At 29.4% G+C, this 14,175-nt stretch carries 8 protein-coding genes; 3 read left to right on the top strand and 5 right to left on the bottom strand.

Annotated features, from left to right (window positions below; genetic code table 11):
• Positions 1 to 218 precede the first annotated feature (218 nt).
• Complete coding sequence (locus PZA12_RS06830) at positions 219 to 698, top strand: S-ribosylhomocysteine lyase (RefSeq protein ID WP_026889258.1); 480 nt, start codon at positions 219 to 221, stop codon at positions 696 to 698.
• A 995-nt stretch (positions 699 to 1,693) separates the two neighbouring features.
• On the opposite strand, the gene PZA12_RS06825 is transcribed toward PZA12_RS06830, so the two are convergent.
• Entirely contained in the window at positions 1,694 to 4,720 is a 3,027-nt protein-coding gene (locus tag PZA12_RS06825; protein WP_103697637.1) for a glycoside hydrolase family 2 TIM barrel-domain containing protein, read from the bottom strand.
• 397 nt (positions 4,721 to 5,117) lie between these two features.
• Here PZA12_RS06825 and PZA12_RS06820 point away from each other — a divergent pair, with 397 nt between their 5' ends.
• A complete protein-coding gene (locus PZA12_RS06820; protein WP_103697636.1) occupies positions 5,118 to 6,671 on the top strand; it encodes a response regulator transcription factor in 1,554 nt (517 codons plus the stop codon).
• Positions 6,672 to 6,701: 30 nt separating this feature from the next.
• Positions 6,702 to 8,492, top strand: coding sequence for a cache domain-containing sensor histidine kinase (locus PZA12_RS06815; RefSeq protein WP_103697635.1), 1,791 nt, complete (start codon positions 6,702 to 6,704; stop codon positions 8,490 to 8,492).
• A 425-nt stretch (positions 8,493 to 8,917) separates the two neighbouring features.
• Here PZA12_RS06815 and PZA12_RS06810 read toward each other — a convergent pair whose 3' ends face one another.
• From PZA12_RS06810 to PZA12_RS06795, 4 genes are all read right to left on the bottom strand, one after another.
• Positions 8,918 to 9,850, bottom strand: coding sequence for a ketopantoate reductase family protein (locus PZA12_RS06810; RefSeq protein ID WP_103697634.1), 933 nt, complete (start codon positions 9,848 to 9,850; stop codon positions 8,918 to 8,920).
• Positions 9,851 to 10,167: 317 nt separating this feature from the next.
• Positions 10,168 to 12,273: a beta-galactosidase gene (locus PZA12_RS06805; RefSeq protein WP_103697633.1), complete on the bottom strand. Its 2,106-nt coding sequence runs from the start codon at positions 12,271 to 12,273 to the stop codon at positions 10,168 to 10,170.
• A 111-nt stretch (positions 12,274 to 12,384) separates the two neighbouring features.
• A complete protein-coding gene (locus tag PZA12_RS06800; protein WP_077842112.1) occupies positions 12,385 to 13,218 on the bottom strand; it encodes a carbohydrate ABC transporter permease in 834 nt (277 codons plus the stop codon).
• Complete coding sequence (locus tag PZA12_RS06795; RefSeq protein WP_078114880.1) at positions 13,208 to 14,104, bottom strand: carbohydrate ABC transporter permease; 897 nt, start codon at positions 14,102 to 14,104, stop codon at positions 13,208 to 13,210. Before PZA12_RS06795 ends, PZA12_RS06800 begins: the two co-directional genes overlap by 11 nt.
• Between the last annotated feature and the right edge of the window lie 71 nt (positions 14,105 to 14,175).

Here is a 14,175-nt window from a genome sequence, read left to right as displayed (position 1 = left end):
AAAGTATCATATTTTTCTCTATTAATTATAAGTTCTTCTTCATATAATATTTCTTATGGTTTTCTTAACAATTATCTAATATATAAGCATATTATTGATAATAAGAATTACAAGTGTTAAAATTTAATAGAAATGAATTTAAATAAAGTTCTAATAGATGTAACTATTATAGTATATTATTGAGCATTTATTCTAAATTATATTAAGGAGTGACGTTAATGGAGAAGATAGCAAGTTTTACAATTAATCACCTAGAATTACTTCCTGGTGTATATGTCTCAAGACAAGATAAGTTTGGTGATACAGTTCTTACAACTTTTGATATTAGAATGACTAGACCAAACTTTGAGCCAACTATGAATACAGCAGAGATGCATGCAATTGAGCACTTAGCTGCTACATTCTTAAGAAATCATAAAGATTATGCAGATAAAACAGTTTACTTTGGACCAATGGGATGTAGGACAGGCTTTTATTTAATTTTACATGGTGATTATAAATCTAAAGATATAGTTCCTCTACTTACAGAACTATATAAATTTATGGCTGAATTTGAAGGAGATATTCCTGGCGCTTCTGCAAAAGATTGTGGAAACTATTTAGATATGAATTTACCAATGGCAAAATATTTAGCAAATAAATTTCTTAACGATATCTTATTAAATATAACTGAAAAAAACTTAGTTTATCCTAATTAATAAAATTATGATAAACTTATATGATACAAAAAATAGGATGCTTTTATGAGTATCCTATTTTTTCTTTACTTAATAGATATATACTTCTAGAATCTCTTAACCGATGTTTATCTAATAGATATTTTCATTTATATAATTTATAACATTTTATAGATAAACCAACTAAGACCTGAACTTATGCATATAACTCGCCGAAATGAATAACATACTTTTGTTCCAGTTTCTAGGTAATTCTGATGGGTGATTCTAAGGCTATAAAGTTGCACCCAAAGTGCTAGCCTCAAAGAACAAGCTTTGAACTAGCACATTTGGAACAACTTATAGCCAAAGAATCACATCCATCAAAATTACCAATGAAACATTCCACAAAAGTATATTACCCATTTCTAGTTGGGATATATTTCATAGTATAAATCTAACTTATAATTGGCTTATCTATATAGATAAACAATTTAAGAATTCGATTTATTAGATTAACATATTTACAAAGTCGCTAAAAATCTAATTTCATATCTTCACTAGAAATCATAAATATATTTGTGTAGAAAACATTTGAAAATGAGCTGTTAAAGTTTCTTAGCTGTAGATTGTTCCATTTTAGCTTGTCAAACTGAAAGTTGGAGCATGCTAAGGTGCGCACAACCAGCTGCTTAGAACCTTCAGCGATATTTTCATAGCTTTTCGGAATCAAAATATTTATGATTTCGGTGAGATATACTTATAGCTTGAAAAATCTGCTATATCAGAAAGGACAGGTACTCTTTTGTGCAGTGTTACATTAAAGAATATGTTGCAGGCATTTCTTCATCATAAGTTGTTCCATTTTTGCTTGTCACGAGCTTGTCTCGGGAGCATGCTGAAATGGTGCAACTTATGATGTTAGAAAGCCTCAACTTATTCTTAGTAACCGAAACAACAGAGTACCTGTCCTTTCGGTAAATTATTGCATAAGTCTAAGTTTTGTTTTGGATATCTATAGTTCCTATATCTGCGTATTATATTTTAGAAATTATAAAACTATATTCTAAATCCTTACTTGAATCGATACAGAATTCAGGTAATACTGGTGCTCCCCAGCTGTCATCTCCTCCAACACCCATTTGTTTACCTATTATATTCACATGAGTAAAATTAACAGATGGTAATTCCTCCATGTGAAGTGCATTTTCTAATTCCATGTTGCTGTATGGTAAAACACTAAATTCAAATGGAACTTTATCGTAAGTAAATTTAAGACCTTCATTCTTATTGTTTTTAACTATTACCCATCTTGTACCTGTTCTATTACCACATTCTTGTGGTAATAAATACCTTGATAGATTTTCTATTGGTGCACTTTCATATATTCCAAGTTTTGAACCTTCACATCTGTCTATATAGTTTTCTTCCGGCCCCATTCCATACCAGCTAAATGAATTAAACTCGGCTAATAATTTAAAATTCATTCCTAGTACAGGCAGTTCAGGCAATTCTCTAACCCCTTTATACTTAACATTTACTTTAATTATTCCTTCTCCAGATACTTCATAAGTTATCTTAACATTAGTAGATGGCACTGTTGGCAATTGATAAGTATAATATAATTTAATTTTCTCATCAAATTCCTCAACTGAAAAATCCACATACTTCTGCCCCATGGTAGCAGCCAGCCATTGACTGCATCTAAATTCATGTCCATTTCCTCTATCATTATCTGTTGTTGCTCTCCAATAGAAAGTTTTAGGAGTTCTCGTTATAAATTCCTTATTGTTATATCTCAAGGATACAATTCCGCCTTCTTGTTTAGAGAATATAACCTTGAAGTCTTTTCCGTGAACCCCTATGTTTACATCTCCATGAATGATATTCATTTTAGACTCTGAATTATGATTGTTCATATCTGATTTTTCTTTAATAATCTTTTGTCCAAATGCTACTTCATATCCTTCTTCTGCCCAAAGTGTAGCTTGTGACAATCTTAAGCAGGTTGTAAGTACAATTTCTTCAAGAAAATTATACTTTTCTATTGGAAGTTCTATATATTTTTCTTCACCTGGAGCTACAGATACATTTAGATAACCATCTTTTATTAGTTTTCCATCTCTTTCAACGATATAGTATAAATCATATTTATCGGTATTAACAAAAAGATTTTGATTCTTAATAGTCACCCCTTTTGCATCTGGTTCTAATTTTACGTTTTGATATAGATACTTAACTTCCTGTGCTTTAGGCGATATAGTTCTATCTGCATAAATCAAACCATTTCCAGAGAAATTATAATCTGTTGGACGATCTGTAAAGTCTCCTCCATAAGCTAGAACTTCTTTTCCATCTGGAAGTTTTCTATATAAAGCTTGATCGCCATAATCCCAAATAAATCCACCTTGATACATCGAGTACTTGTCTTCAAGTTCTGTATATTTCATCATTCCACCAGTTGAGTTACCCATTGAGTGCATGTATTCGCAGCTGATATAAGGTTTCTTTGGATTATCATTAAGATATTCTTCTATTTCTGCTGCCTTTGCATACATTCTACTTTCCATGTCGCTCGTGTCATCAAATTCTCTACATCTAGTTACCCCTTCATAGTGCACTAAACGTGAAGGATCTTTTTTTCTAAAGTATTCAGACATCTGGTAAATATCTTCACCCGCATAAGATTCATTACCACATGACCAAATAAGGACAGATGGATGATTTTTATCTCTTTCAACCATTGATGATGCTCGATCTAAAACTGCTGCCTGCCACTGTGGAAGACTTCCTGGCACATTCCATGATGGTTCAATCTGCCCCATTTTTTGCCATGAACCATGGCTTTCTAAATTTGTTTCATCTATTAAATATATTCCGTATTCATCGCAAAGCCTGTACCATAAGCTTTGATTTGGATAATGTGATGTTCTAACAGCATTAATATTGTGTTGTTTCAAGAACTTAATATCCCACAACATGTCCTCTTTCGTAATTGAGCGTCCACGTCTTGCACTAAATTCGTGACGGTTTACGCCTTTAAAGATAATACGCTTTCCATTTAGACACATAATTTTATCCTTCATTTCAAAGTGCCTAAACCCTATCTTTTGAGTTACAACCTCAATTAAATTACCATCTTTTTTATTTACTAAAATATAAAGTGTGTATAAGTTAGGCTCTTCTGCACTCCATAAGCTTATATTTTGCGCATCTAAATATAAAGTCAACTCATCAGAGAACGGAATCTTTTCAGATATAGCTATTTTATTTCCTTCTTTATCTTCTAAATATGTTTCAACTGTTGTTTCTGAATTTCCAATCATTTTAAGTTCAGCATTTAGCTTTGCGTTTTTGAAATCGTCATATAAATCTGTTTTTATAAATATATCATTTACATGAGTTTCTGGAACTGCATATAAATATACATCTCTAAAGATGCCTGAAAATCTCCAGAAATCTTGATCTTCTATCCAACTTGCGCTACTCCTTTTATAAACCTCAACCGCAAGTTTATTTTCTCCCTCTCTTAAATAATCAGTAATATCAAATTCTGATGGTGTAAATGTATCTTCGCTATATCCTACAAATTCTCCATTTACCCATACGTAAAATGCTGTTTCAACACCTTGAAAAGAAATAAAAGTCTGCTTATTTTTGAGTTCATCTTTAACTTCAAAAAATGTTACATAGCTTCCCACCGGATTATATGTTTTTGAAATATGAGGTGGTCTTAATTCATCGTGACCTTCCCAAGGATACATAGTATTAATATATTGACATTTATCATATCCTTGAAGCTGAATATGACCTGGAACTTCAATATAATCAAATCCCTTTATATCAAAATCATCCTTATAAAACTCTTTAATTCTTAATGATGGATTTTCACTATATGAAAATCTCCATTTTCCATTTAAATTTTGCTTGAGAGGCATGACGTCTTCTAGTTTAACATCCTCAAATTTTTCATAAAACCAATGATCGGAATGAGCATCTATTCTATTAACTCTAAATATTTCTGGATTTTCTAGCCAATCTAATGACGGCTTATTATTAATCATACTCTTACCTCACTTTCACCTTGTAGAGTTATTGCTTTTTTAAATTAAAGTTGTTAATCGTATTAACTAAATGCAACCCTTTTATAAAGTCACATTTAATTAATACTTAACATATATGAGAATAAAAAAATTATGGGCTAATATTATTAGGACACCTTACTTAGTAATCAATTACATTACTTCTTTGATTTATCCTATCTTCTGATGTTAGATTTATGCTATTAACTAAATTTATAGTTTCATTTTATTATCTTTTTAGTAAAAAATCAATTATATTTTACTAAACTTTACTAAAGTAATTTATTGTTTAATTGAAAACCTTTAATCTATAAGGTATAATCAGTATTAAGCAATATTTATCTATCTTGTGGTAATTTTAGAATAGGGGTGCTAACTATTGAACGAATATAGTAAAATTTTAGTTGTTGATGATGAATTTATTATGCGGCAAGGCATAACTCATATGATTGATTGGGAAAAAGAAGGCTTTCAAATTATAGGACAGGCTTCTAATGGTCAAGAAGCTCTCGAAATGATAAAAAAGGATATTCCTGACATTATAATTTCTGATGTTGTAATGCCCCAAATAAATGGCGTTGAATTAGCTAAATTTGTGCAAGACAAATACCCTAAGATAAGAATTATTATCTTAAGTAGTTATAGCGATTTTGAATATGTTAAATCATCTTTTCAAAATGGTGCTGTTGATTATATTTTAAAACCTTCTCTAAATCCTTCTGAGTTATTAAGTACTCTAAAAAAGATTTCAATTAAAATGAAAAGAAATACTTTAGAAGGGAACTCTTTAAGTCTCACTAATAGCTCCTTGAATCGACTTATATCAGGTTTTGACAATGATCCTGACTTTAACTATTTTGATACAATATTTACTTTTCAATCATTTTGCTTATTTGGTTTAAACGCAAAGAAAATATATGATAATTATAACAAACGCCATGAAATTATTGATTTTACAATTTCAGAAATCGGCAATGAATTTTCTTTAGAAGGATCAAATTCCAATTATAATATACAAATTGCCAATATTGAAAACGAAATCATAGTTGTGATTCTAAATTTTGATGATAAAAATTATAATTCTCTATTTAGTAAGCTAGAAAATATTTCAGAAATAGTTTCAAATAGTTTTAAAGAAGCATTTTTTGTATTAAGCAACTTCTTCTATTCTAGTAGAAATATTAAAGACATATACGAAAAGGAATTCTTAGTGTTAACTCAGCAATATTTTTACAACAAAAATGTTTCTTTAATGTGTTCTTCCAACTTCAAAACACCATCGCTAATAGAAAAATTTAATTTTAAGCGTTTTTCAGAATCAATTTCTATAATGCAATTTCAGAATGCGTTCGAAATGCTAACAATATATGTTACAAATGCTATTGATCAAAGATCTCTTACAGAATTTGAATTAAAAGCATTAATTCAAAATTCTTTTTATAATGTGATTACTTCTTTAGAATATTTAAATTTCGATTTAGATAAGCTAAATTCCTTAAAGCAAGAGTGCTTTCATGACATAGATAACACTAAATATTCTGAAGACTTACTTGTGGCCTATAATTCTCTCTTAAATCGCTTTAAACAAATAATAGACACATATGAAAATAAAATAAATTCACATATGATCAATAAAATTATTCAATACATTCATGATCATTACGACGAGCAACTTACTTTAACTAATGTATCTAAGCTATTTAATTTTAATTATTCATACTTATCAGCTTACTTTAGTTCTTATAATGAAGAGGGATTTAATGAATTTCTTAATAAAATTAGAATACAAAAAGCTTGTGATTTTTTAAAACAAGATATTCCTATCTCAGATATAAGTGGAATGGTTGGTTACTCAGATCAAAGTTACTTTTGTAAAGTTTTTAAGAAATTTACCGGACTCACTCCTAGCGCTTTTAGAAAAAAAAGATATTAATAATAGTAACAAAGGAAAGGACTTTTCATTATGCTAAAATTATCAAAATCAATACATTCTACGAGCCTGTTTTTTAGAGTTGCTTCAGTTGTTCTTATAAGCGTTATTTTAGTATCTATTTCAATAGGAATTATTACGATTAAAATTTCAAAAGATACACTTGCTGATACTTTCAGCAAATCAAATTATAAAGTTTTAACACAAATAAGCAATGAACTCAATACGTTTAATGATAATACAATCAATATTATGAATGCGATTGATTATATCCCAGATTTTCAGCGATATTTATCAGAAAAGGACCTCACACCACAACAGAATTATCGAACTTTATATAATATGTTTACAGGCTTCCATAAAATGATCCCTGATAAAGATCTTTATGATATCACTGTACTAGCTGTGGGCATTAATGGTAATACTTATGTAGCAAGTGATTATGACCGCCTTATTATAGATACTAATGAAGTTTTAAATAGCAGCTTTACTAAAAAAGCATTAGATAATAAAAATACTGTTTTATATCAATACTTAGATCATGGCTTTACAAAACTTACAAAGAACTCTAGTACCATTGTGGCCATAAAGGTTTTATGTGACAAACTTACACGAGAGCCCTATGGATTTGTATATGTACTTATCAGCGAGCATACATTTCATAAATATTATGATTATTTTGTAGGTAATGGAAATAGTATTTCTATTATATCAAGTGATGGTACCATTGTTTCTTCTAGCCTTTCCTCAAAAATAGGGACGAAGAATTTAGATTTATATAATATATCAAATGTTATTTTAAATAATAACCTAAAGTACGTTAACACTAAATTAGGCTCTTCTGATGTGGCAATATTATCAAAGCATTTATCAACTTACAATTTTAATATAGTTGGTACTATTGATAAAAATATAGTGTTAAGTGAGATATATGATTCTTCTGAAATTATAGCAGTAAGCATATTAATTGCATCAATATTCATTGCTATTACTTTCTTTGTAATACGAAGAACGACAAAACCAATTTCAGCTCTTGTTAAAGTTATGCCTAAAATAATTCATGGTGATTTCAATAATCATATTCCTGTTGTCGGAAGCTATGAAGTTCGTGAACTATCAGCTAATTTTAATTATATGCTAGATGGTTTAAATAATTATGTTCATGCTCAGATAAAAATGCAGAAAGAAAAGAGAAAAGCCGAAATACATGCTTTGCAAATGCAAATTAATCCACACTTTATTTACAATACTTTAGCTTCAATCAAGTGGCTTATGTGGCAAGGGAGCACAGAAAAGTCCATACAAACTATAGATGCATTTATATCGCTTCTTAGAAATACTATTAGTAATAAAAATGAAATGATAACAATACAAGAAGAAATAGAAAATTTAAATAACTATGTTTTAATTAATCATATGCGCTATGGAGATAATATTAATGTAAATTTTTTCGTAATGCCAAATTGTGAAAACTATGTAATTCCAAAATTAATTTTGCAACCTTTCATTGAAAATGCATTTTTTCATGGCTTTAATGAACGAAATAATGGGTCTATACATGTGTTTGTAAATGAACAAAATCAAAATTTAATTTGTGAAATCATAGATAATGGCGTAGGCATGACAGCTGAAGAAGTCAAAAAAATTCTTAATGACTCCTCTAAAAAGCATGAACATTTCACAAGTATTGGTATTCAAAATGTTAATGATAGAATTAAACTTCTATATGGAGATGACTATGGCATTTCGATCAGCAGTGAACTAGGTAAAGGAACTACTGTAAGAGTAACAATACCTGCTCAAAAGGAATTTATAGAGAATTAAATTATGTAGGAAAAATCTGTACATCAGAAACGGCAGCTATGCATTTATAAAAATAGTAGCTATGCTACAATACTGAACTATTCTAAATATAAGAATATTATTTTATGCAGGCGAATATATTTTCTTTTTTTATTCTCTTTGCGAGCCATAACTTTCTGAACCAGCCTTTTCCATAACTTATGTCCTCAAGGGGCACAACGTCCACAGATTTAACTTGAATATAAATTGCTAAAGAATAAAAATTTAAAAACTATAATATGTTGTATATAAGTTCTAAATAGTATAATTCATTCCTTATAAAATTATTTGCTTTGAATCGCCAAATAGTTTGGAGTAATCTCTTATGAATTAAACTTTCTAGAATATATTAAGTTTCAAATACAACATATTATAGTTTTTTAGTAATAAAACACATTCTATAATTCTTAACCTTTTTTCTTTAATTCTCTATAGAAAAATTGACTCATCGGAACTTCTACTTGACATTTTAAAGCTAGTTCAATTAACTTTCCAGAAAAGACCTCTAATTCATTTTGCCTTCCTGCCTCAATATCTCTTTTTAATGAACTTGTTGATTCTCCAGCTTGCTTATTCATTAAGTGATAAAAATGTTCTTCTTCTAAATCATCAGAAATATTAATTTTTAATTTACGAGCTACAGCACAAGCTTCCTTTAGTAATATTTTAGTTTGCTTGATTGCTTCATCATTTTTTATAATTTCTGCTGTTGTTGCGTTATAATAAGCAGTTATTACGTTATAAGCACAATTTAATATATATTTTCTCCAAATTGCAGCTTCTATATCTTCTTCTATTTTACAAATGATTTCAGCTTCTTGTAATATTTTTTGAATTCTAATTAATACATTCTCTACTTCATCATTGTTTTTTAAGCCATACCCTATATGTATCTTACAATAAGAACTTGCATGATGTATTGAAAAATCTTTTTCTGCCCCAGAAACTATATATATTAAACCATCCATAACTTGGCCATTATTTATAAATTTTCTAACTTTTTCAGATACTCCAACTCCATTCATTAATGGAATTATTACAGTACTTTCATTAATCATCGGTTTTATTTGTTTACATACTTGTTCCAAAGAAAAATGTTTAACACATATAAAAATATAATCCATTATTCCAATTTCATCAGCGCTATCGCTTGCTAATTTAGGATGTACATTTAATTCTCCATGAAGATTACTGTATAATTTCAAACCATTATTTTTTATTGATTCTAATCTTTTGCCTCTTGCTAAAAAATAAACATTAGAAAAATGCTTTGCAAGCATACAGCCAATATATCCTCCAACTCCACCTAACCCTACAACACAAATTTTACTATTATCCATAAATAACTTATCCTTTCACATTTTATAATTTATTTAAAATATTTTATCTAATTTATACCTATTTAGTTTATTTATAGTATAGCATTAAATTAATTCATTGTTAATTTTCATTCTTTCACCTCACTTATAAATAAGATAAAATCACTACAAACTTTTAAATTATTTATAGTGATTTTATCTTAATTGGGGGTAATATATTAATTTTTTAATATATATCACAATTTAATTTCTACATTCTGGCCTTAACTAAACACTTGTCTTATTAGAATTTTAAATGTCAATTTATTATTGCAACATATATACATAAAGAATTTTTCTTATTCTAATAATTTATTATGATTAACTTGCTTTAGTATTTTTAGACCATATTTATCTAATATGATTTTTCCACTGATTTTTTCATCAGAAAGCATATCAAAATATATTTCTTCTCCTAAATCCACCTTTTTTTCTTCTTCAGTGAAATTCATAATGAAAGTATACTTATTATTTTTATTAGAACGCATTTGAGCTGTAACACCTTGTGGCAATTCTCCCTCTATAACACTCTTAATATTTAAATCCTTAATAAGACTTGAATAAAAATCATTGTTAAAATCCGCTCCCGTTCTTGCTGAAATATAATATGCTTTTCCCTCCCCATAGTTATTAACTGTTAACGCAGGCATATCAGCATAAAAATCTTCTTTATACACTCCAAGAACTTTTGCTGTTTCCACATGGATTAAGTCACAGTAATCTTTTACTTCATATTGGCTCTTTAGTTCTTTAATTTTATCATCTTTGAATTCTATATAATTCACTTCATCATCATATAGTGAATCTATTTCTTCTGACCAGATTCCAGTTACTTCTCGAAGCGGTCCTGGAAATCCTCCTAAGAAACAGAGATCATTTTCATCTACTATCCCACTGAAATAAGTAGTTACAAAAGTTCCTCCTGTCTTTACAAATTCATTAATTCTTTCTGCAACATTTGCTCTTATCATATATAGCATTGGTGCTATCACAAGTTTATAATCTGATATATCACAATCCATATTAATAATATCTACTGAAATTCCATTTTCCCAAAACACTTTATGAGCTGCTTGACAGCTTTCTTCATAGCCCTTTCTATATTTTTTTAGTCCCTGTGCATCATCAATAGCCCATAAGTTTTCAACATCAAATATTATGGCCACTTCTGATTCTTTAATTGACCCTTGAATTTCTTTAATATTTTTTAAGACTTCTCCAACTTCTGTAACTTCTCTAAATACTCTTGTATTCTCATGTCCACAATGATCTACAACAGCACCATGGAATTTTTCTGAAGCTCCTCTTCCTTTTCTCCATTGGAAGTATAGAACAGAATCTGCTCCATGAGCCACACCTTGCATTGATGATAATAAATGCATTCCAGGGCGCTTTAATTTATTAGTATCATGCCAATTTACTAGACTTGGAGTACTTTCCATTATTAAAAACGGCTGTCCACCTTTTAACGACCTGTATATATCATGCACAAAACTAACATTAGCTGCAAGATCTTCAGTACTTTCAAAATCATTATGCCATGCAGGATAGTTGTCCCATGTAGCAACATCCACTTCTTTTGCAAACTTCCAATAATCTAAACCTGTGAACAAGCCCATACGTGGATAATTGCCCATGAAATTAGCTGTTACAGGTATGTTAGGTGTTATTTCTCTTATGGGGGCAATTTCATTTTTATAAAAATCTATTGTCTGATCTGTAACGAACCGCTTCCAATCTAAATTATGTCCATGAACAAACATTTCACCCTTTTCAGACGGACTTTCGATTTGTGACCAATTGTTAAATCTATGACTCCAGAAACCAGTCCACCAAGCCTCATTTAATTTATCTAAATTATTATTATACTTTCTCTTAAGCCATTCTCTAAAAGCATCTTGACAGAGATCGCAGTGACATTCTCCTCCATATTCGTTAGAAACATGCCACATAATAAGCGCTGGATGATCTTTATATCTCTCAGCAAGAATTTTATTTATTTCATATGTCTTTTTCCTATAAACAGGTGAAGTAAAGCAATGATTGTGTCTCTGACCGTGAAGATTTTTACTTCTATCACTATTTACTCTTAAGACCTCTGGATATTTTTCTGACATCCATGCAGGTCTTGCACCACTTGGAGTCGATAAAATTACATGAATATTGTTTTCTTCCATATCATTCATAATTTTATCTAACCAATCAAATTTATATTTCCCTTCTTCCGGCTCTATTGCACTCCAGCCAAATATGTTTATTGATACACAATTGCAATTTGCAAGTTTCATAAGCCGCACATCTTCTTTTAATACTTCGGGATAATTTAGCCATTGATCTGGATTATAGTCACCACCATGCAAAAATCCATTTATTTTACTACTAAGTACAGGAAATTCCTTCTTCACAAGCTTAACCTCCAATATTTTATAAAACTCTTATTTTTTCAGATTCTAATTATTTAATGAATTATATTATTCATAATTTATATATACTTATATTTTTATTTCTATTAAATTTTATTTTATTGAACCAGTCATTCCTGCGACAAAGTGTTTTTGCATAACAAAGAATACAAATGCAGTTGGTAAAGTCGTAATTACTATAGCCATCATTATTAACCCATAATCTGGAGAATAACTTGATGCTAACTTTGAAATTATAAGTAAAACAGTTTTCTTTTCTGGTGATTGTAATGCAATCAATGGCCATAAATAAGCATTCCATGCGCCCATAAATGTTATAATCGCTGCAGCTGCATAAGTTGTTCTCATAGTTGGAAAAAATATTTTAAAGAAAATTCCAACCTCACCTAATCCATCAATTCTTGCTGCTTCTAAAATTTCTTTAGGGAAGGACTTTGTGTTTTGTCTAAAGAAGAAAATTAAAAATGCAGTACAAACACTAGGTAAAACTACAGCCCATAATGTATTTACCCCAAGAAAGCTTAATGGTGAACTTTTTAAATTTGAGAAAAATTTGAATAATGGAATCATTAATGCTGAAAATGGGACCATCATAGACAGAAGTAAAATGTTAAATAGTCTATCTCTAGCTTTTGTTCTGAATATTTCAAACCCATACCCTGCTATAGACGAAACAAGAAGTGCAAGAATTGTAGTTATAATTGCGATTTTTGCTGAATTAACTAAGGAAGAAGCAAAGCCTAATTCTGGCTTAAAAAGATTATTTAAATTTTCCATAAAGCTACTTCCTGGAATTAATTTTCCTCTTGTCACATCTACTGATTTATTGGTCGCACTAATAACCATCCAAAAAAACGGAAATATGGAGACAAACGATGCTACACTTAAAAATATATATTTGAATACTCTATTCATTTTACTTGTCATTCTTATCTCCTCCTATTTTGAACTGAATTATAGCTAATACTATTACTATAATAACAACAAGATAAGCTACTGCTGTTGCATATCCAAAGTCTGGTGTATATGTGAAACATAAATCATATATATATTTAGAAATGGTAGTTGTTGCATTCGCTGGACCACCTTTTGTTATATTCATAGGTTCATCAAATAACTGTAATGTACCAATTGTCGAAGTGATTGTTGTAAATAATATTATAGGTTTTAATAGTGGTACTGTTATAGATGTGAATTTTTTAAATGGAGATGCCCCATCAATTTCTGCAGCTTCATAGATTGAATGATCAATATTTTGCAAGCCTGACAAATAAAATATCATATTATAGCCTGTCCATCTCCAAGTTATAGCTATAATAATTAATATCTTAGCCCAAAATGGATCTGTAATCCATTCAATTGGTATCGAGATTAAATGAATATTAATAAGTAGTTTATTTACTAAACCATCTGATGCGAATATACTCTTTATAATAACTGAATACCCAACTAAGGATGCTACGCAAGGCAAAAAAATTGCTGTTCTAAAAAAACCGCTAAATTTTAATTTTTTATCATTAAGAACTGAAGAAATAATAAGTGCTAAAATAATCATTATTGGAACTTGGACTATTAAAAATACAAATGTATTTCCAACTGCTTTAATCAATGTTGCATCAGAAAACATTCTTACATAATTACTAAAACCACTAAACTTCAAATTATTGCCTTTACCTGATTGTAGTGACATTATCAAAGATTGTATCATTGGTAAAAACACAAATAATCCTATTAAAAACGTACCTAATGCTACATAAACCCATCCCCAAAAGTTTTCTTTGCTGTTAATACCAGATCCAATTTTACGTTTCATTTTTTCAACTCCTTTGAGGTTTATAAAAGGCTATTTGCTAAACATGTATTTAGATTTTTAACAAATAGCCT

It is taken from the genome of Clostridium beijerinckii, assembly GCF_036699995.1.
Classification (GTDB): Bacteria; Bacillota; Clostridia; order Clostridiales; family Clostridiaceae; genus Clostridium; species Clostridium helianthi.
This window is presented reverse-complemented; position numbering and strand designations above follow the sequence as displayed.